The following is a 22,176-nucleotide window of genomic DNA, read 5'->3' as shown; positions in this document are numbered from 1 at the left end:
TCCCCCAAGCCTTAATCTAATTATAAAGTGCCTATGTCTATGACACAGACACTTTACTACTACATATTAAATCTTCGCCACTAAACCTTTAAACTTCTCGTAATTTACTTTCACACCATCATCCAAATCAATTTCGATTTGCATGTCTGCCATGTGGTGTAATAGTTCATCATAAGCTTTTAACTCGTCGATTTTTTTATCAAGTGATTTCAGCTCTTTTTTCGCATTGCTAATTTCTTTTGCTGAATAGTCACCTTCAATGATTGTCAGTAAATCTTTCTTCTCAGCATCCATTCGTATTTGCACTTCATGTAAATAATCTGTACGAATACGAGACAGCGTTGTTTTATCGTAACGATGCATATAAATAAGACAATTAAACGCCTTTTCTTTACCAGAAGTAAATAGCCAATAAATCGGTCGCTTCTTATAAACTTGGACATGATCCTTATAGAAATCATTTAGGAAATAACGACGCAATGTTTCCCTTGCTGTTTCATTAGCTTTACGACCAATAGCATCCGCAATAAAATCAAGATTCTCCTTAAGCGTTTCCTCACTAAATGTTACTCGTACAAAATCTATAAATCTTGTTACAATATCATCTTCGAAATACGCACCTGGTAATATTGGCAAAATATTATCTTCATCTGCTGGGAACGTTTTGTATTGTAATGGATCAAACTTACCCCCTGCGTAAATTAGACCTTCTTTGTCGAGTGAATACCGACCGAAAGTTATACCAATAAAATAAGATATATATCCAATAATTGTATCTTTTTCATTTAGATTTACAATTTCATCACTATCAAAACTTTCATCTTGCAGGGAATCGTAATCTTTATTTATATTTACTTTATAAGACTCCAACAAAATATTGTTTATTTCATTTTCAATTTCTAACAGTTTAGACTTTCTTGTAGCATGTAGAGCTTTTAAGTTTTCAAAATAGCTTTTTAAATCTTTCACTGACTGGCGATTAAACAAATGTGTGGTAAAGTTCCAGGATGTTTCCCTTTCATCCCATTCATTTTTCGATATTTCTATCGCCTTATTTGCCAGGTCTAAAATTTGGTCGTATTTATCAGAAATTATGACAGGAACTCTTTCTAAATCATAAATTTGTTTATTTAATGTTGGATTTAGTATTTTGAGAAATTCAGCAATAACAGAGGAATTTAACACCGCTAACAAATATTCCACCGAAACTTCATCGTCGTTTATAAAAATTCCTTGAACAGCATCATCAAAAAACTCTTTTCCAGTCATTAAACGACAGCTTGAACCCGACGATGTTATCTTTGAAAAAGTTATCCCTCTACGAAGCATGTACTCAAGATTTTGGGGTCTTGATTTTAACTTACCTTTACTATCTTTGTAATTTTTTATTTCAAAACCATCATTCTCCCAATAAATAACTTTTTCCAAGTTGCCATACCATTTTCTATATCCACCACCTTTATGACATGGATACCACTTACTTTCATTTTTATCGAAACTTATATTATGATACGGTACTTCGAACCAATATTTAATAAATAGATCTGTATTTCCTGTTGCTAAACCTTTTTTTATTTCTGATATCTCTTTTAGTAATTTTGCATTCCCATATGCTTCGTAATGTGACTCATTGGCCCAATATGCAATTGGACTACCTGGAATTTTATTGAAATTTTCTACAGATACTGCACTATTTCGATTCTCTAAAATAGGGAATTTCTTCGGTCTTTCTCCTAATTGAATATCTTTGTATTTTACTTCCGTATAGTTGCCTTTGTACTTTTTAATTTGCACATTTCTAAAAACTGTAGCCGATGTTCCAAAAGCGATTCCCATTACCATATTATCCATATGCAATAAAGTTGTAATTGTTTTTTGATCTATAATTTTCTTTCTAAGCTTTTCGTAGCTTGATAAAAACATCCAAGATTGCATCGTTACCATGCTGTTAAAACCATGTTTTTTTAGTAATCCGAATCCCCTTTCAATAAATGTTGCAAATAAGTCATTCTTGGAATCAGGATAATTACTATCAAGAAACTTTACTAAACTTGAATTCATACCACTTTTACCCATATACGGTGGATTTGTGCATATAATATCGTACTTTTTACTTAATAATTTTACTTGATTTATTAGTGTTGGAAGTCTTTGTACTACAACTTCTTTGTCTATAAATTCGAATAGATTAACTTCCTCTGATTTATATTTTTCATAGTAATTTTTTAATAAATCAAAATTAGAATTATCTACACTTAATAATGAACCGTATTCCTTGGCATTGATAAAGGTATCTTTAATAACCTTTAAATTTTCTTTTACTTCATCATTATTATTAGCAATACTATCAATCATTTCATCAGTTAACCAGTTACTTTCTTGTACTGCATAAATATTTGGTTTAATGGCATTTCTAAAAATTCTACGTGATTTCTCTCTTGCCTTCATCATGACCGCAAATGAAGCTAACTGAACTGCACGATCATCTACATCCAAACCAAATAAATTTTTACTTAAGATTAATTGCGGTATTTCATTTTCCATATATCCTTTTTCAAGATACATCTCGTAAAATACATCAAATGCATATACGAGAATGTGTCCACTTCCACAACAAGGGTCAAGGAAAGTAATTTCTTCAGGGTTTACATTTTGGTAACGGATTTCTCCAAGTTGTTTTTTTGTTTCCTCTTCTTGTTGTGCTTCATCTATAAAATACTTCCACTGATTTTTTAATAAACTATTCGGGTAGCTTTCCAACCAAATTTGACCTAAAGAGTTTTCTACCATAAAACGTACAATCCAATTTGGTGTAAATAATTGCGTGGCCGCAGGAAGTTTATCTTTTGTAATTTTAATATTCTTTTTTAAGTTAGCAAAAACTTCATCTTTTTCCTCTGATATATAATATTGATATAACCATCCGATAATCTCGACATTTTCCCAGTCACTTTCTGCTATGACATCTGTATTTGTCATTTGACGTACAAACGAATCTGTACCAAGTAACCCTTCTGGGAATAAGATTTCCTTATAATCTTCCAGTGTTTCAAACATAAATGGCATATAACGATTCAAATCGTTACAGTGCATTTTAATGAGGTACTTAAACAGTTCGTCTGTTTTGTTGTTCATTTTCAGATCATAAACGTACTCTTTGTCCAATTCTAAATCAAGAGACAGAGCCTCTTTCATCATGTCTGGTTCAGCACTGTCGTTATTTGATGATGACAAAACTCGTACTTTTGTTGGAAGGTAGTCATTCACTTCCATGAAACGTAATGCAATGAAACGGTTAAACCATGTGTATGCTGTTTCTTCCATAACTCTTTCAAAACCAATTTCGTTAATTCGAGCAATAAGTTTGTTTCGTTGTCGTCTTTCCAAATCCGAAAGCTGTCTGCCGTCGATAAAGACGGCGTCGGAGCTTTCTACATTCGCTTTTTGAATAGATTCAGCGGTAATCCCGATTTTTCTTGCTTGTAGTTCTACTTTTTCCAGCAACTCTATTCGTGCTTCCGTTGCAAACTTTTTCAATGCACTTTTATTCATCTATTTCACCCTTATTCAATAAACTCAATTTGTTTATTTGCTTTAATGATTTGCTTTAGCTTGTGGGAGAGCGTATTGATGTATAAATCGACTTCTTCTTCTGTCGACAATGTTTTCACCGTCACAAGCTCTTTTGCTTTCACTGTCTGTTTCTGAACTACTGGTTCAATTGGTGGCTCTACAACTGTGCCTGCAATTTTCTTTTGTTCTTCTGCTTTTTTTCGTTGCCATTCTGCAATTTCTTGTCGTATTTCTTTCAGTGTCTTTTCTTTATAACTGTTACTTTGCGAAATCGTTGCATCCACCTTGAAAATATCGGTAAACTGCTCAATACTTCCTTTTAATCCTTGATAGTATTGTTCCACTCGTTGTTTCGTTTCATTTGAAACACCATACTGCGTAGCCTGTAGAACTAATTCATTATAATCGGCTTGTAGTTTTTCATTGGCATTTGCTTTTTTCTCTACTAATACAGCCTCTATTTGTTGCTCTAATTCGTGAAGTAAATCAGGGATGTCTTTAATGTTTTTATAAGGAATTGGATCTTCCACAATATTTCGTAGTTGATGCATTGCTTTTTCTATTTCGTCACCTGATAAGTACGATTTATTTTCTTCGTACTTTACAAGTCCTGCTAATCCTCGGTCGAAAATATCTTTTTGATTCGATTCGAAGAAGCTCTTTACATACACAATGTCTTCTTCCCAATCTGCTAAATCATCTTCCATTTCTTTCAGTTTCAAGAAGAAAGAGGCGTTATCCAATTGATTGTTAAATTGTTCGAAGTATTCTAAGCCTTTGTTTAATAAACTCAAGCCAGGATATTTTCTACCTTCGTAACGTGCTTTGAAAGAATTGATTTCATCTACTTGCTTAGCAATAAGCGAACGAATATCCTTTGCCAGACCGTCTTCATCATCTGCTAAATCCGTTGTATTAAATACTTCTTTGCAAATTCTTCTCGCAGTACGAAGAAGGGCTTCATCCACTTTCACTCGTTTTGTAATGATTCCTTTATCCGCTTCCGTTGTTTTTCCGAAAACCGTCAATAATTTGTTTGTGTCGATTTCTGGCTCTAAATACTCCGAATTATAACGAATGCGAATGCGTTGCTCTTTTAGCAATTGTGCAAGGAGACCTGCTATATCAAGCTGTTTCCAGCCATAAGGTTTGTCTACAAAACGATCATACACAAGTTTCACTCGGACTTGTTTATTCAATTGCTCCTGCAAGTCGATATATTCATAAACTTCACTTTTCGCAAGGTCATTCGGACTTTGAATCATTTGTTCGTCAAAGGAAATTTGTTGCTCATCCGAAGCTAACATAGAAATGAGTTCTCGTTCATTTTCCAAATGATCTTTCACATAGCCTAATTTCGTGTAGACGTTATCGACTAAATGCTTAAATGCCGTATTTATTTTTTCTTTTACGGAAGAGCCTTTAATATCCATTTTGTCGCCGTTAACGAAGAATGCACCGTCTTTGATCGCTTCTTCTAACAATTCTCGCACTCGTCGTCTTCTTTCACGTGCTTCAGCTTGTTTGTTATTTAATATATTTTGGATGTTTTCAGGTAATTGTGTGATGTTCTTTTTCTTGCGATATTCTTCAATACGTAACGCTTCTTCCATTTCCTCAACATACGCTTCGTTGCCACCCAGTTTCAATATCGTTTCCCCATTGCCTGATGACATCATCATTAGCTCTTGGTCAGACTTAGCATAATGGTCTGATAGTGGTGACAAGATTTGAATACCGATGTTTGACGTTTGATTGCCATAAGGCTTTTCATCCATTACTTGATTGTAAGAGAAAGAATATTGTTTTGAATAAGTGAAACGTTTTTCTTCATATAGATCATTAAAGATATATTGGGCTAATTCACGTTTTACCAAATTTTCATCAACATTCAACTGCTTGATTTCTCGGTTAATATCTTGTTCATCGTCAGTTAAGAATAGGTAGTTGTCCCCGTTCTTTCCAATCAATGTTTGTGACATTAACTTCCGTAGTGCCACTTTGATTTTTTCTTTTAACTCCAATTTATCTTCGTCAATATGTGTGACCATAAGAGTAGCGATATTATCAATGTTTGCTGGAAGTTCTTTAATGTACTTGATCATGAACAGCACTTTTAACAAATCAATGTTAAACGGATCATCTTTTAAAGCAGGATTCATGCTTGCCCCTTCGATTACCCTTGAAATAGAAGGATTTAAAAATTCTTTGATCGTATCGTAAAATGCATAGAACGGAATGAGAGAACCTTCTTCTGCATCCTTATATTGAAGTCCCGCTTCCTTAAATGCGGATAACATCGAACGTTCCCCTTCAGATAAGTGCTTTCCAGAAGAACCATGCTTTCGTACTTGTTCGAACACGTTTTGTAGTAGCTTAAATTGATACGGTACGAACGGATAAACTTCGGCAAATTCCATATCATCTTCATAACCACGAAGATCTGCTGTACTTTCTTTAAAGCTAATTAAATTTTTCAAGATAGCACTTTTATTCGGATAATCGGCTCTTAACTTGTCCAACACATGTGGATATTTTTCTAAAATACGCTTTTTAATCACTTCATCAACTGAGATAGATGATAGGGATAATCGTGTGTCAAAACGACCTTGAATACGTGAAAAGTCATCCCCTTTGACTTTAATAATTGAGTCAATACTTTCTTGAGAAGTGACCATAATCCATACTTTACCTTGTGCATATGTCCCTAAATCTTCCGTTAATGTTTGTAAGTTCAGCATCAAGTTACGGTTATCCCCAATGTACTGTCCAATCTCGTCAACTAAAAACACCAGATGAAAATTTGGACCTTTACTATCAATGTATTCCTTTACATCTTTTGCGAATTTCTCAATGCTAATTTCAAAATTATTAACTCCACTTTCAAACCAATTACGTGCAGATTCTTCTGTCATGTTTGTCGCTTTTACTAATGCTCCAATGACATAATCTGCATCGAAGTAGAAACTGTTTCGACGTTCTTCCCATGCTTCACCCGCAAGAGCATGGAATTCAGTCTTAAATGTTTCGTAAACACCTTGCTTATCTAAATACTTTTCCATCTCAGCAACACCTGGAATGTCACCGTAGTAGCCACGATGCTCGTAAAACACTTTCATGAACACACGTAATATTGCATCTTCTTTTGATTTATTATCTAAAGAGCTTTTCGAATCAATATTAAATAGAATAACTTCTGTATCCACGTCTGCTGTACGCTTCATATTGGCATACACAAGAGCGTCTTTTATTTTTTCTTCAAAGAAATCAACTGGCTTCTTTCCTTGAACTGCTCTGTTTTCTAAAAGGTACGCAAGGATTTTAAGGAAGTGTGATTTACCCGAACCGAAGAATCCGCTAATCCAGACACCCATTTTGTCCGTATTACCTTGGACTCCCTTTAAATAGTTTTCATAAAACTTAGAAAAATGTTTATGTAATTCTTGTGTTACAACATACTCGTCTAATTCTTGATAAATATCCGCTTCGTTTGTTTGAGCGACTTTAATAACCCCACGAATATCACGTTCAATATCTTTTAAAAACATCTCTTTTAGTAGCATCCAATTTCCCTCTCTTCCATTAATCTACTAAGCGGAATGCACGATAGTAGTTATCGTCTTTAATTTTGCTAAATAATTGAAGTGATTGACCGTCATATTGACCTGGAAAAAACATGATGACGGGTGTTTTATCCAATACCTCTTGAAGGTTATTCAAAATATTGTGTGACCGTACGAACGGGTATACTTTCCCTACTCCTGTCAAGAGGACAACATTATGGTCTTCAATCTGCTCCTTAATTTTTTGCAGAAAAACATCTGGCTTTGCAAAGGTTGTCATTGCTTTGAACAGTGAATCTTTTCCTTGCCTTTTCTCCATCTCAAATATCCGATCAAAAATTCTCTTTTCTTTTGTTATTTCAATGAGCATTTTGTATAGATCAAACTCAATTATTCGTCTGTTCGTACCTTCATAAGAAAATTCTTTTTTTATGTGCTTCACATAATCTCTGACTTTTAATTCATATTCAGGTTCATAGTCAAAAACATAGAAGCTTATTTCATTGCCAAGTCCTCTTCCTTCAATGAACTTGTCCTCTCTTATTTTAGGAATAATTTTATCCAGTCTGGCATTGATGTTTGTCATATTCTACTCTCCCATCGCATGGACATACTGTGCATCACCAATATGGATTAGATGCTCTCTTAATTGCTGATCAATGATAAGGCGATTTAACTCGTTGCCACGCCGTTCCTTTAATAGTCCACTCTCATAAAGTACTTGCATAAATGCCCGTTTCAACTTTTCCGTATTAATAGCACTCCAACTTGCAACCTTTTCACTTTGTTCAGCTTTTGCAGTAAAAAATACGTTCATATCTTTTTTCTCAATGAGGTAATCATTATGACGAAATTTCTCGCTTATGACTTCGTTCATAAATTCATAGAACAGTAAATCTGTTTTCATAATGGCGTACAAATTAATTACTTTACTTATTTCAATTGAACCCTCTACCATTAGATCTGCTAATACAGGGTCTATTACTTCCAATCTCCTCATAATGGAAGGTAATGTCCGATTAATTCTTCCCTTTTTCTCAAATTGGAAGAGGTTCTCTTCAATCACCCTTCTTCTAATTTCTTCTGATGTTAAATCCATTCGCTTCAATTTTGCGACCTGCTTTAGTTCAAATAATAAAAAGGAAGCACCATTTAAACTTGAAGAATATTCTAAATCCATTGCCATCTAATCATACCTTTCACACAAGACTATTAACCTATTTCTTTTTCTAAAATTTTTCCAACTACCGCTAATCGTCTTTTTCCGCTTTGCTGTTGAATCACCTTGGTAAACTCATTATTCTTTATCAGCTTCTCCTGATTATGTTCGTACATACTCTTTATGCCCTCGATAAGTTCATCTTCCCTTATTTCTTCCTGCCAATATGCATCAACTATCTTGTTTAAAGCTGTCGCTAAATCACGTTGAGTGCGGTAAAAAAGCCTTACTTCCACGAAGTTCACCTCGTACAATCGAATTTCACTTAACTCTTATTTTACTCTTACTCTATCTTTAATTCAATTTTATCCTGGGCATTCGACTTATTCTCCTAAAATGCTACAAAAAACAAATAAGACTTCACATCTCAACGATATGAAGCCTTCTATGGTGTTACTTTGTTAACAACAGTTCGGATAATTCCTCCATTTCAATTCTGTAACTTTCTTCAGTTGGAAATGGTTGCTCTTGTAACTCGATTGGAACTTGAACAAATTTTTTCATTATATACTCTTCATGATACTTTTCTGAAACAGCCATACCAATTTCTTTTCTTCCAAGAATAAAAGGGGAGAATCCATCTATCATTTTCTGAAAGACTTCCGCAATTTTCTCAAAGGTTGGTTCATAACCTTCCTCTGGCTTGAAATAGACCCCAATTCTCCTTTTCCTAAAGCACAAGTCCTTGTGAATAGTTGCAACAAGTTCCTTTTCAATACCTTTAAATGATTCGTACCAATCCTTTTCTGCTTTGTCGAAGTATAGCTCGACAAATGCAAGATTCCGAACATCCTGTGCAGAGCATCTATAAATTATCCCAGTTTTGCCCGCACCGCAAGTAAGGATTCGATCATTTCGATTTGTCTTTTTATCGTAATGAAAATTAAGAAAATACGGTATTTTGCTACGCAATACTTGTAACATTGCTCGCTTTACATCTTCAGTTCGATCAAAATCAGGTGGTGATGGAATTGTATTAATCTGCCCACAATGCGATGGATGAATTTGGTGGTTCACTAATTCAGTATTTAGCAGGGGATTCAGTTCCCTTAACAGATAAAAGTTCTTATATATATCCAAACGATACATTTCATTTAGTTTTTCCAATACAGCGATGGTATCTTCATGAAGCGAAAGGGCATAAAAATCAACAAACTCTTTTTGATGTAATGAAAACCACTTCCTCAATTCATCCAAAATTTCTTCATCAAATGACTTTGCAATCCATACTATAACCGATTCATTATATCTCTCAATCATTTCTAACATTCGATTCAAATATGCGGTATTAGCTTTCGTGAGCTGAACTTCAATAAGTAAAGGAATTCTTCGTTTAGAATCCACCGCTCGAATATCTATGTTGCGATGAGCATGTCTCTGTTCCAAAACCAAATTGTCTACCTGAAATCCAAGTGCATCTGAAAGCAATTGCGGGTTCTCCTTCAAGAATATTGAAAGTAAATTTTCTTTCTTCGTACCACTCTTACTCATGACACTCCACCCTTTCACAATTTAATTATTCCTTCTCTTTTGGGTTTGGTAAAAAATAAATACATGAAAAAAGCACCTACCAAGATTCTTAACACATTCGGTAAGTGCTTTGCCTTTTACTTATAAAATTGTCCTTTTTTCGGTTCCTAAAAACCATATAATTCACCTCATTTTGCTATTTTCTGTGAATTATAAATGGGTTATTGGCTATAGTCAAGCATTCTAAACAAACGTTTATTAGACTTGAAAATCATATGGATAACATCTATACACTTTCTATATATGTTAAATATAGTTCTATATTCCTTGCATCGGAGAAATCTATATTTTATATGAAGTTTATATTTATACCATTAATAACTTATATCTATTCCATATGTAAACGGCAACAGTAAGCCTGTTACCGCCGAAGAATTAAATCTCCTTTAATTCGCTGATCAATTCCCCGATTTCTTGGAGATCAGATAGAATGCTTTCTTTTGACCATTCGGCATCGAGAATAGCTTCAAGAATTTCAAGTAGTATTTCCTTAACATCTGAACTTAGTAATTTCTCATTATACTTTACTTGGTGATTTAATAATAATTCCTTTAAACCTATTGTCTCGCCTTTGCTCCAGTTGAGACTTGAACCTGCAAGAACCCATGGCTCAACTCCTAATGCTTCTGAGAGTGCCACAAGCTTCCCGAAGCTCACAGACTTTCTTTTTGATTGTTCAAGTCTATTGATGTAAGAACTTGAGATGCCTGTTTTAATTGAAAGGTCATTCAAGGAAAGCCCTTGTTCTACCCTCAATCTTTTTAACATTTTCCCAAAATCATCAGTCATTTGTTGTGTTTCCTTCTTCAAAAACAATCATCTCCTCATTCACGTTTTTCCAAAACGGAAATCCTGTTTTATGATCGACTGATCCTTATTATCATAGATAGGAGATGTTTTTTAATAACACAAGATAGAAAAAAAGAAAGAACTACCCGAAGCCTGGAAGAGGGTAGCTCTTTAAATGGATCTACTTTTGCCGAACCGAACTCAAACAGTTCGGTTAGTGATACGATACTCGCAATATCGTATCCATTTTATTATAAGTAAATTTATTCATCTATTCAATCACTCTGTCTCCAGTAATTAAGCTCTTCCAAATCAGAGGTAATGATATTGGTTATATGAACATTTTTTATGCTCTTTTCAACATATTCTTCCCATAACATCTATTCTCAACAGCATAATGATTTCGTTTATTATTATAATAAGTTGTTTAGAATTAGCAAAATAGCATATATATTGGAGGTTTCAAAAAATGAATTCTAAAATTAAAACGTTTAGTTACCATAGCTCTACTAAGAATGTATTCACTGTCAAAGTATGTGACTGGAGAGAGTACAGTATCCTAAATAAAAATGGTTTAATTGAATTGCTAAATGATTCAGGACCCTCACTCTTTATCGGGTTAGATGAAGATGAGCAAACCAATTATTGTTTAACTTTATCTCATGATGATAAAGAATTTGGTCCGTTGTTCAAATTACAGGCTAAAGCTTTCTTTACATTGTTTGATATGTATAACAAAAACAAATCACAATTTTTCAAAGAAGTTCAGCTTATTGAGCATGGCGGATTATTAATTGATAAGACTAATTTTATTAGACAGTCAGATACTTTAACACAGTCAACTACATGATACCTTTTACGAGCATAAAGATACCGAAGGTTTACCTTTAAGCTTTCATTTTAGCTTCGGTTCTTGAATGCTCTTTTTAAATTTAGGTTCATTATTTATAAAGAAGCATTATAAATTTAATTCATCCCTTTAATCCTTATACCTTAACAAAAATGAGAAAAATCTAAATAGTTTTTTTCTCTTTTTTTGTTATTACTATGTTCATTTAAAATAAACTCACCCCATCTTCACACCCCGCCAACCCGCATTCCACCGTTGCCGTTTAAAATAAAGTCACCATATCTTACCCTCATTTTCACACATTTTCGATCACGTTTTGACCGTTTTTCTACCCTATTTTCACGCTTTTTGTTCTCGTTTTTTTCGATTTAAAAAATAGTTCTGTAAGTTTCATATTGAAGAAAGTCAGTAGTGACAAGGGTTACAGCGATTTAGGATACAAGACTTTATTTTAAACGAGCGAACTTGGATGATGCGACTTTATTATAAAGTACAGGAGTTTATTGCTTGTCTACAAATTTTAACTCCAGCAGTGCGACCGCTTCCACGTGTGTCGTCTGCGGGAACATGTCCACAGGCTGAATCTCCATAGTTTTATAACCGTCATCTTCTAAAATTTTCAAATCCCTTGCAAGTGTTGCTGGGTTGCATGATACGTAAACTACTCGTTTTGGCTTTTGCTCAATAATCGTTGTTAGAAGTGCCTCATCACACCCTTTACGTGGCGGATCGACAACAAGTACATCTGCTTCTTTGTCCTCAGAATACCAACGAGGGATGACTTCTTCTGCTGGACCAGCTTCGAAATATGTGTTCGTGAAGCCGTTCAATTCTGCGTTACGCTTTGCATCTTCAATGGCTTGCTCTACAATTTCAACACCCATTACCATTTTTGCTTTTTGTGCTAAGAAAAGTGAAATAGTCCCGATACCACAATATGCATCAATCACAATTTCATCCCCCGTTAGTTGTGCGTAATCTAATGCTTGCTTGTACAACACTTCTGTTTGCACAGGGTTTACTTGGTAGAATGAGCGAGCTGAAATTTCAAATCGAACCCCGCCAATTGTATCTTCAATAAAATTTTTGCCCCAAAGTGTTACAGTTTCATTTCCAAGAATAACATTGGTTTTTTCGATATTTATATTTTGAACGATTGACGTTACATTTGGAACAAGCTTGCGAATTAATTCAATAGCTGCTTCTTTTTGTGGGAATTTGTGCTTATTCGTTACTAACACAACCATCACTTCCCCAGTTGCCCGCCCTTTTCGAACAACGACATGCCGCAGCATTCCTTGATGTGATTGTTCGTTATATGCCTGTACGCCAATCTCCATTAATTCCTTTTTCAAATTGGCCATCATTGCATCTGCTTCGCTTACTTGAATTAAGCAGCGCTCCATGTCGACTATTTCATGTGTTTTTGATTTGTAGAAGCCAGCAATAGGGCCTGTTTCTGTCATAGAAAATGGAATTTGTGATTTATTGCGGTAATTCCACGGATCTTGCATCCCTTTCACTGGAAGTACTGGTGCATCAATTTTACCGATTCGTTTCATAACGTTTCGAACCATATTTTCTTTCCACTTTAGCTGACCTTCATATGATAGATGTTGAAGCTGACAGCCGCCGCATTTTCCAAAGTAAATACATGGCGCTTTTACACGATCAGGCGATTCCTTAAGAATGTCTACAATTTTTGCGAAGCCGTAGTTTTTCAATGTTTTTAATACGTGGACTTCTACAGTTTCTTCTGGAAGAGCGCCTTGAATAAATAACGGATAACCGTCAATTTTAGCGACTCCATTCCCATCATGTGTTAAGTCTTCTATATAAACTGTTTTTCGATCATTTTTCTTCACTGGTGCTACCATGTTCCGTCCTCCATTTCAGTTCTTCTATTGTATCATGGGGATGAAAAGTTTTTCTATTTTTAAGTTGGGAAACGGAGTGGAGTAAAATACAAGAAACCTCAACAATAAATTGAGGTTTAGTTGTATTTCTGCACCGAAAACGAAGTACTTATGAAAACGGATAAATTAATTGTCTACGAAATCACGCAAAAATTTGAAACCGCGTAAATATTGCCTGATAACGCGTAAAAATTTCTTAAAAGCACGTAAATATTTAACTGAAGTGCGTAATTACCACATGAAATCACGTAAAAATATAAACCGCGTAAATATTGCCTGATACCGCGTAAAAAATTCTTAAAAGCACGTAAATATTTAACTGAAGTGCGTAAATACCGCATGAAATCGCGTAAAAATAAAAACCGCGTAAATATTGCCTGATACCGTGTAAAAAATTCTTAAAAGTACGTAAATATTTAACTGAAGTGCGTAATTACCACATGAAATCGCGTAAAAATATAAACCGCGTAAATATTGCCTGATACCGCGTAAAAAATTCTTAAAAGCACGTAAATATTTAACTGAAGTGCGTAAATACCACATGAAATCGCGTAAAAATATAAACCGCGTAAATATTGCCTGATACCGCGTAAAAAATTCTTAAAAGCACGTAAATATTTAACTGAAGTGCGTAAATACCGCATGAAATCGCGTAAAAATATAAACCGCGTAAATATTGCCTGATACCGCGTAAAAAACACTAAAAGCACGGAAAAAATCCTCAACTTCATTCGAGATTAAAATTTTCAGCTTCAATTAATCATATTTCTATTAATCAGACTTACTCTTCCCGTCTTTCGGTGCTACATAAAAAGCTAGCCCAATCGAAATGATGACCGTTATAAATGGTGCTACGAAAATCATAAAATCATTCATTGTTCATTCCTCCTATGCATGATCGTTTCGTTCACCAGTCACATAATCCTTATTAAACAAGAACAATCTGAACAATAAATAAATGGATGGCAGCAGTAAACATAGACCTGCAATAAATGCAATGACAAGAGCTATTGCCATTTCCTCGTTTGTAAATCCATCATGAATTGTTAAATATGGATACAACAAATATGGATAATGTGAAGCTCCGTATGAAAAGAAGGCAAGTGCAAATTGCAGAATAAGTAAAATTACTGACAAGCCGTAATTGCGCTTCCTCCAAATAAACCAAACCGTTAATAAGAAAAGAATGCCTGACAATCCAAACATAGGCCATAGAGATACCATTCTTTCATAGTGTTCTTCATTATGACCGCGCATTTCTATTACTATTCCAACTGCTGTAATTATTAGTGGTGCAGCCCAAATTAGAGCATATCTTCGCATTAAGTCCGATGCTTTTTTATCTTTTGCCTTCCATGCATACCACGTTAAAAAAACGGCTGAAATATACAATACGGCAGCTATGCTTAAAAGAACAATACTCCATGAGAGTGGATTCGTATATAATTTCCAATAATCGAGCACTGGTTTTCCATTTACTATTTCTATAAATCCACCTTCAGAAATTGTTAAAACAACCGAAAGAGATGCTGGAATTAGTAAACCTGCAACGCCATATGCAAACGCATACCCTTTATGTCCAGTCGAGCCATATGATTCAAAGGCGTAATAGGATCCTCGTACCGCTAATAAAATCAACGAGATGCTCACCGGAACGAGTAAGACCGTCCCATAATAAAAGGCCGTTTGTGGGAAGAAGCCCACAATCCCTACAAAGAAGAAAACAAGAAATACATTTGTTACTTCCCAAACAGGAGACAGATATCGTTTAATAATCTCCGTTAAAATATGTGAACGATTCGTCAACAAGCTGTACGCGTTAAAGAAGCCCGCTCCAAAATCAATCGAAGCGACAATGACATACCCGAAAAGAAAAATCCATAACACCGAAATTCCTAATATTTCAAGATTCATCGCGCTATGCCACCCTTCTCAGACTCTCGATCCGCAATTTCTTTTTCAATTGGATTGGAACGGAACATTCTTCTTAATACAATGATGCTTCCTATTCCTAATACGAGATATAAAATACAGAATAGTACTAACATAAGGTCTACATTGTCGCTTGTTGTTGCCCCCTGCTCTGTTCTCATTAGACCTCGTAATATCCATGGCTGTCTACCTACTTCCGCTAGCCACCAGCCAGCTTCAATAGCTATTATTGATAAAGGTCCTCCCAAAACAACAACCCAGTTAAACCATTTCGTTTTGATAAATGCCCAACGACGTGATTTCGCCATTAAATACACAAGCGAAACGAGTACCATAAGCATTCCAATAAACACCATAATATTAAACAAATAATGAATGTAGAGAGGCGGAATTTCATCTTCTGGAAACTCATTTAGCCCAATTACTTCAGCATTTGGGTTGCTATGAGCCAATATACTTAAAGCATAAGGAACCGTAATTTTATATTTAATTTCTTCGCCATCCAACACCCCGAATAACGTTAGTGGTGCTCCCTTTTCCGTTTCGAAATGCCATTCTGCAGCAGCAAGTTTCTCAGGCTGATATTCTGCTAAATATTTCCCTGAGAAATCTCCAATTAGTGCACTTGCTATTGAAAAAATGAGCCCTAACTTCATCAATAAATACATCGCCTTCTTATGATAAATATGATCAGATCCTTTTAAAAATCTGACTGCTGTAATAGATGCAAGTATAAAGGCGGAGGTCATATAGGCTGTCACTAATACATGTGCAACTTTTGTTGGCATTGCCGGATTGAACATTGCAATTAATGGTTGAATGTTCACAAGTTCTCCATCTAAAATTTCAAATCCTTGCGGTGCATTCATAAAAGAATTCACGATAGTAATAAAAACTGCGGACATCGATGCACCTATTGCAACTGGGATAAGAAGAAGCATATGCTTTTTCTGACTATCAAATCGATCCCAAGTATATAAATAAATGCCTAAGAAAATTGCTTCAAAGAAAAATGCAAAGGTTTCCATGAATAGTGGAAGAGCAATTACTTGTCCAGCTAATTCCATGAAGTTGGGCCATAATAAAGAAAGCTGCAGCCCGATTGCCGTTCCTGTTACAACACCTACTGCTACTGTAATGACAAATCCACGCGTCCATCTTCTTGCAAGCAAAATATAATGTTCATCGTTATTTTTATAGCCTACCCACTGAGCAATCATTATCATTAGCGGAATTCCTACACCAATAGTTGCATAAATAATATGGAACGACAGTGTCACTTCAGTTAGTACTCGACTCCAAAACACTGCTGACTCGTTAATCAAAATAAGTCCTCCTAACTAGAAAATAATCTTCCAATGATGGATAGAAGCATGATCAGTGCAACTCCAAAGCTTAAGTAAATTAGCCATTTTTCTTGTGTTTTATACATGATTAAACGCTCCTTTGCGTTTTAGTATACCCATTTATACAATTGTTGAACGAAAATAAAACAAAGAATTAATCCAAATCAATTACGTCTTTGCGTAATTGGTTTCGGACTCATATTTACATTAAATGTGAATAAAAAAACCTATATAATCGTCGGTATTTTCCAACGTTTATATAGGTAACCTACTTTATTCAACTCTATCCAATTCCCGAATATCAGTAATTGGAGCACAGACTTCAATATGTCGTTTTAGGTTTGTAAAGGTAACTGGTGCATCTCCACCGTACTCGCCGTCAAGATTGATGTGAATTGTCTCATCTTCTGCCATTGGAGACACCTTTACTACACTTGCTTTTCTATAAATTAAATTCGGATCGTTTAAATGCTCACCTCGTAATGCGAGTGATGCAATTTTGATAAAATCAGCAATCGTACATTTTTTTAAAATCATCATCGTAAATAAACCATCGTTAATACTTGCATCAGGTGCTATTTTTTCAAAGCCACCCACAGAATTTGTCAGGCCGCATAAGAACATCATTGCTTCGCCTTCAAATACTTCTCCATCATATTCAATTCGCATGTTTGTTGCTTTTATTGATGGAATCATTTCAATTCCTTTTAAGTAATAGGCCAGTTGCCCAAGGACCGTTTTCATTTTGCTTGGCACCTCATAGGTTAGCTCAGTAATACGTCCTCCAGCTGCAATATTAATGAAATAGCGATCATTATTTATTAAACCGACATCTACAGGTATTGTATCACCTTTGACTATAATATCGATTGCTTCATCAATTTTTCGAGGAATGTGCAGCGCACGGGCAAAATCATTAGTTGTTCCCATTGGTACTAAACCTAGTTTTGGTCTTTTATCATATGGGCTGATTCCAGCAACTACTTCATTTAACGTACCATCCCCACCAGCAGCAATTACAATATCAAAGCCACGTTCAACTGCATTAGCAGCTGCTTTTTTTGCATCACCTTCACAAGTTGTTGCGTGGCAAGATGTTTCATAGCCTGCGATTTCTAGTTTCTCTAACACCTCAGGTAAGTGTCTTCTAAAAAGCTCTCTTCCTGATGTTGGATTATAAATGATTCTTGCTCTTTTCATCGTATCGTCCATCCTATACTTATTTATGTATAAAACGCAATTAATAAAAGGAAAGTTCTCTCCAGGCTAAAAAAATTTTATTAAAGCATTGAAGAGAACTTTCACCTTATCTTTTTATGACAGCGTTTTCGTAATAACAGCTTTCATATCTTCATAAACCCATTGTGCACATTGTGGGTCTATTACGAATTTCTTCTGCAAAGAAGTATACAATTGTTTTTGCTTTTCTTCAAATGTTGGGTCTTCTTTTTCAGGCAGTTCTGCTCTCATATCTACTACTAATTGTTGCAGCTCTGGTGCACGTGGACCCCATTTTCCAATTACTTCACCTTGTTCATTTAAAAATAGATAAATCGGAATCGCTCTTCCTCCATTTGTTAAATAACGGTCAATTAAATCCGTATCTGCATCACGGAAAGCACATCGTATGTCGAGGTCTGCTTCCTCTGCAATTTTTCGAATGACTGCATTGTTCAGCATTGCATCTCCACACCAGTCCTCTGTGATGGCTAGAATGTGAGGTTTTTTCTCTTTTAGTAATTGGAATACTTTATCTTCTGGGTTCACGTTGAAGTTTTTGTAAACCTCAAAACTTGGTTCTTTTAAGTTTGTTGTCATTTGTTCCATATATTCTGCCATGGACATCGATTCTTCAAAATACTGTTGTTCTGTTTTCAAAAGGTATCCCTCCAATTTCTTAATAATTCCATTTTGCATGTGGGATAAGATAATTACAATTGATTTGATTTTTGAGTTACATTTCTGCTTTAGCTTAAGATGAAAAAACGCCCATAAGCTAAGCATTGCTACTTATGGGCGCACATAAACGTTATCGTTTATTAATTTCTTCTAGCAAGATTTTATTTACCATTGGTGGGTTTGCTTGCCCTTTAGAAGCCTTCATAATTTGACCTACTAAGAAGCCAATCGCACGGTCTTTACCGTTTTTAAAGTCTTCGATAGATTGTGGATTTGCATCTAACACTTCAGTTACAAAACCTAATAACGTTGCTGGATCAGAAATTTGAACTAATCCTTTGTCTTTTACGATTTTCGCAGCGTCGCCACCGTTTTTCACAAGTTCTGTAAATACTTTTTTCGCAATTTTAGAAGAGATTGTACCATCTGCAATTAATTTCACCATACCTGCTAAGTTTTCTGGTGTTAATGCAGTTTGTCCAATTTCTTTTTGCTCAGCATTTAAGTATGCAGAAACGTCACCCATTAACCAGTTTGCTGAAAGTTTTGCATCCGCACCTTGAGCTACCATTTCATCAAAGAAATCAGAAATCTCTTTGTTAACTACTAATACACTTGCATCGTAATCGTTTAAGCCAAGTTGTTCAACATAGCGCTTTTTGCGAGCATCTGGTAGTTCAGGTATAGACTGGCGTACATGTTCTAACCATTCATCATCAATATGAAGATCAACTAAGTCAGGTTCTGGGAAGTAACGGTAATCGTCTGTTCCTTCTTTAACACGCATTAAAATTGTTTTGCCCGTTTTCTCATCAAAACGGCGTGTCTCTTGCTTAATTTCTCCGCCAGACATTAATACTTCAGCTTGGCGTACTTCTTCATACTCAAGACCTTTACGTACAAAGTTGAAAGAGTTTAAGTTTTTAAGCTCTGTTTTAGTACCAAATTCCTTTTGGCCATAAGGACGGATAGAGATGTTTGCATCGCAGCGAAGTGAACCTTCCTCCATACGAACATCAGAAACACCAGTGTACTGAATAATTGCTTTTAATTTTTCAAGATAAGCATACGCTTCTGCTGGAGTGCGAATATCTGGCTCAGATACGATTTCTACAAGCGGCGTACCTTGACGGTTGAAGTCAACTAGTGAGTAGCCGTCGCCATGTGTTAATTTACCAGCATCTTCTTCCATATGAAGACGTGTAATACCGATTCTTTTCGTATAACCTGGTTGACCATCTGTGCCTTCAATTTCAATTTCAATCCAGCCATCATAGCCGATAGGTTTATCAAATTGAGAAATTTGATAAGCTTTCGGATTATCTGGATAGAAATAGTTTTTACGGTCAAATTTTGTTTCTTGGTTGATTTTCATGTTAAGTGCAAGGGCAGCTTTCATAGCAAAATCAACAACGTTTTTGTTTAATACAGGTAATACACCAGGGTAACCTAAGTCGATTACTGTTGTATTTGTATTTGGCTCAGCACCAAAGTGATTTGGTGCTGGAGAGAAAATTTTCGAATCTGTTTTCAACTCAACATGTACTTCTAAACCGATAACTGTTTCAAAGTTCATAATTATTTACCCTCCCAAATTTGAGGAGTTTGTTTGTGGAAATCTGTCGCTTGCTCGTATGCGAAAGCTGTACGATAGATTGTTTCCTCATCGAAATGCTTACCGATGATTTGCAACCCTAGTGGCAATCCATTTTCGAAACCACATGGAATCGAAATTGCTGGAACACCTGCTAAGTTAATTGGAATTGTTAAGATGTCATTTGCATACATCGTTAAAGGATCATCTATGTTTTGTCCAACTTTAAATGCTGGAGTAGGCGCCGTTGGACCAACAATTACATCATAGTTCTCGAATACTTTATCGTAATCTTCTTTAATAAGAGTACGAACTTGTTGTGCTTTTTTGTAGTAAGCATCGTAAGTACCTGCACTTAATGAATAAGTACCAAGCATGATACGACGTTTTACTTCGTCGCCAAAACCTTGAGCACGTGTTTCTTTATAAAGTTCCATTAAGTTTTTCACGCCTTCAGCACGGAAACCGTAACGGATGCCGTCGAAGCGAGAAAGGTTTGATGATGCTTCTGAAGATGAAAGAATGTAATATGCAGCTAATGCGTATTTAGAGTGAGGAAGTGAAACCTCTTCTACAGTAGCACCTAATCCTTTTAATACTTCAAGTGCAGCAAGAACAGAATTTTTTACTTCTTCATTAACACCTTCACCAAGGAATTCTTTTGGTACTGCAATGCGTAAACCTTTAATATCGCCATCTAGCTTTGATACATAGTTTGGTACAGGTATGTTAGCTGATGTTGAGTCATTAGGGTCTACACCGGCAATTGCCTCAAGAAGAAGTGCATTATCATATACGTTGCGTGTAATTGGCCCAATTTGGTCTAAAGAAGATGCAAATGCAACTAAACCAAAACGGGATACGCGTCCATAAGTTGGTTTCATCCCAACAACACCGCAATATGCTGCAGGCTGGCGGATAGACCCACCTGTATCAGAACCTAATGAAAATGGTACTTCGCCAGCAGCTACTGAAGCAGCAGAGGCACCAGAAGAACCGCCTGGTACATGATCAAGGTTCCAAGGATTTTTCGTAGTTTTGAACGCAGAGTTTTCATTTGATGAACCCATTGCAAATTCATCCATATTTAATTTACCAACTGTCACCATACCTGCTTCACGTAGTTTTTTCACTACTGTTGCATCATAAATTGGCATGAATCCTTCTAAAATTTTAGAAGCACAAGTTGTTTCAAGCCCTTCTGTTACGATGTTGTCTTTTACACCGATTGGTAAACCAAATAATGGGCCACGTTGTTCAAATGGAACCTTATCCATTTCTTCAGCCTGAGCTGTTGCTTTTTCTTTATTTAAAGCTAAAAATGCTTGTACATCGCCATCAAGTTGTTCGATGCGAGCAAAAGCTTCGTTAGTTAAATCAGCAATTTTAAAATCGCCGTTATGTAAACCTTCTTGTAATTCCTTTGATGAACGTTCAAATAACGTCATGAGTTTACCTCCTTCTTTTCGGGGATTAGTCTTCTAAAATTGGCGGCACTTTTACTTGACCAGCCTCTTGTTCTTTTACGTTTAGCATCATTACTTCACGATCTAAACCTTTTTGTGCTACGTCTTCACGCATTACATTTACGATTGGTAGAACGTGCGATGTTGGTTTTACATCTGTTGTATCTAACTCGTTAAGTTGTTCTGCGAAATCTGTAATTTTCCCTAATTGGTTTGCAAATTTTTCTGCTTCTTCATCTGTAATAGCAAGTCGCGCAAGATGTGCAACATGTTTTACTTCTTCTTTTGATAATTTCGCCATACTTCTACACCTCCGATATTCTACGTGGCAATAATCATTAATAATACCATTTTTCTCATTAGAAAGACACGGTTTTCGCTAATAATAGCGAATATCAACGGTTTTTCTTACACTGATGTCAATATAGAAAATCACTAAATTGATAAAAACATTAATAAACTTTTGATGTATGGAATCAATTTATATTATCGCCCTATG

The 22,176-nt window shown here is 35.4% G+C and carries 17 protein-coding genes; 1 reads left to right on the top strand and 16 read right to left on the bottom strand.

Annotation, left to right across the window (positions count from 1 at the left end; all coding sequences use genetic code 11):
* Window positions 1–66: 66 nt before the first annotated feature.
* The 7 genes from pglX to EKG35_RS07930 all read right to left on the bottom strand — a co-directional run bounded on the left by pglX (window position 67) and on the right by EKG35_RS07930 (window position 10,695).
* Complete coding sequence (gene pglX / locus EKG35_RS07960; RefSeq protein ID WP_126293911.1) at window positions 67–3,552, bottom strand: BREX-1 system adenine-specific DNA-methyltransferase PglX; 3,486 nt, start codon at window positions 3,550–3,552, stop codon at window positions 67–69.
* 11 nt (window positions 3,553–3,563) lie between these two features.
* Window positions 3,564–7,136 (bottom strand): BREX system P-loop protein BrxC, encoded by a 3,573-nt coding sequence (brxC, locus tag EKG35_RS07955; RefSeq protein WP_126293910.1) that lies wholly within the window; start codon window positions 7,134–7,136, stop codon window positions 3,564–3,566.
* A 19-nt stretch (window positions 7,137–7,155) separates the two neighbouring features.
* Window positions 7,156–7,722, bottom strand: a complete 567-nt coding sequence (locus EKG35_RS07950; protein WP_126293909.1) for a DUF1788 domain-containing protein — start codon at window positions 7,720–7,722, stop codon at window positions 7,156–7,158.
* A gap of 3 nt (window positions 7,723–7,725) precedes the next feature.
* Window positions 7,726–8,322 (bottom strand): DUF1819 family protein, encoded by a 597-nt coding sequence (locus tag EKG35_RS07945; RefSeq protein WP_126293908.1) that lies wholly within the window; start codon window positions 8,320–8,322, stop codon window positions 7,726–7,728.
* Window positions 8,323–8,348: 26 nt separating this feature from the next.
* Window positions 8,349–8,591, bottom strand: a complete 243-nt coding sequence (locus EKG35_RS07940) for a TIGR04540 family protein (protein ID WP_246020257.1) — start codon at window positions 8,589–8,591, stop codon at window positions 8,349–8,351.
* A gap of 157 nt (window positions 8,592–8,748) precedes the next feature.
* Window positions 8,749–9,846, bottom strand: coding sequence for a hypothetical protein (locus EKG35_RS07935; RefSeq protein WP_126293906.1), 1,098 nt, complete (start codon window positions 9,844–9,846; stop codon window positions 8,749–8,751).
* Window positions 9,847–10,260: 414 nt separating this feature from the next.
* Window positions 10,261–10,695, bottom strand: a complete 435-nt coding sequence (locus EKG35_RS07930) for a helix-turn-helix domain-containing protein (RefSeq protein WP_185807679.1) — start codon at window positions 10,693–10,695, stop codon at window positions 10,261–10,263.
* A gap of 448 nt (window positions 10,696–11,143) precedes the next feature.
* Between EKG35_RS07930 and EKG35_RS07925 the strand changes: the two genes are divergently transcribed.
* Complete coding sequence (locus EKG35_RS07925) at window positions 11,144–11,524, top strand: hypothetical protein (RefSeq protein ID WP_126293905.1); 381 nt, start codon at window positions 11,144–11,146, stop codon at window positions 11,522–11,524.
* A gap of 500 nt (window positions 11,525–12,024) precedes the next feature.
* Here the strand turns inward: EKG35_RS07925 and rlmD are convergent, their stop codons facing one another.
* The 9 genes from rlmD to gatC form a co-directional block, all read right to left on the bottom strand.
* Window positions 12,025–13,401, bottom strand: a complete 1,377-nt coding sequence (rlmD, locus tag EKG35_RS07920; protein ID WP_126293904.1) for a 23S rRNA (uracil(1939)-C(5))-methyltransferase RlmD — start codon at window positions 13,399–13,401, stop codon at window positions 12,025–12,027.
* An 810-nt stretch (window positions 13,402–14,211) separates the two neighbouring features.
* Entirely contained in the window at window positions 14,212–14,316 is a 105-nt protein-coding gene (cydS, locus tag EKG35_RS21600) for a cytochrome bd oxidase small subunit CydS family protein (protein ID WP_400195155.1), read from the bottom strand.
* Window positions 14,317–14,328: 12 nt separating this feature from the next.
* Window positions 14,329–15,354: a cytochrome d ubiquinol oxidase subunit II gene (locus EKG35_RS07915; protein ID WP_126293903.1), complete on the bottom strand. Its 1,026-nt coding sequence runs from the start codon at window positions 15,352–15,354 to the stop codon at window positions 14,329–14,331.
* Window positions 15,351–16,697, bottom strand: a complete 1,347-nt coding sequence (locus EKG35_RS07910) for a cytochrome ubiquinol oxidase subunit I (protein ID WP_126293902.1) — start codon at window positions 16,695–16,697, stop codon at window positions 15,351–15,353. Before EKG35_RS07910 ends, EKG35_RS07915 begins: the two co-directional genes overlap by 4 nt.
* Window positions 16,698–16,991: 294 nt before the next feature.
* Complete coding sequence (locus EKG35_RS07905) at window positions 16,992–17,918, bottom strand: diacylglycerol kinase (RefSeq protein WP_126293901.1); 927 nt, start codon at window positions 17,916–17,918, stop codon at window positions 16,992–16,994.
* A gap of 114 nt (window positions 17,919–18,032) precedes the next feature.
* Window positions 18,033–18,596, bottom strand: coding sequence for a thioredoxin family protein (locus EKG35_RS07900; RefSeq protein WP_126293900.1), 564 nt, complete (start codon window positions 18,594–18,596; stop codon window positions 18,033–18,035).
* Window positions 18,597–18,747: 151 nt separating this feature from the next.
* Window positions 18,748–20,193 (bottom strand): Asp-tRNA(Asn)/Glu-tRNA(Gln) amidotransferase subunit GatB, encoded by a 1,446-nt coding sequence (gene gatB, locus EKG35_RS07895; protein ID WP_126293899.1) that lies wholly within the window; start codon window positions 20,191–20,193, stop codon window positions 18,748–18,750.
* Window positions 20,194–20,195: 2 nt separating this feature from the next.
* Window positions 20,196–21,659 (bottom strand): Asp-tRNA(Asn)/Glu-tRNA(Gln) amidotransferase subunit GatA, encoded by a 1,464-nt coding sequence (gene gatA, locus EKG35_RS07890; RefSeq protein ID WP_126293898.1) that lies wholly within the window; start codon window positions 21,657–21,659, stop codon window positions 20,196–20,198.
* A gap of 25 nt (window positions 21,660–21,684) precedes the next feature.
* Window positions 21,685–21,978: an Asp-tRNA(Asn)/Glu-tRNA(Gln) amidotransferase subunit GatC gene (gatC, locus tag EKG35_RS07885; RefSeq protein WP_126293897.1), complete on the bottom strand. Its 294-nt coding sequence runs from the start codon at window positions 21,976–21,978 to the stop codon at window positions 21,685–21,687.
* Between the last annotated feature and the right edge of the window lie 198 nt (window positions 21,979–22,176).

This window comes from Lysinibacillus telephonicus (assembly GCF_003966145.1).
Taxonomy (GTDB): Bacteria; Bacillota; Bacilli; order Bacillales_A; family Planococcaceae; genus Ureibacillus; species Ureibacillus telephonicus.
Note: the sequence above shows the minus strand (reverse complement) of the source record. Positions and strands in the feature narration are given on the sequence as shown.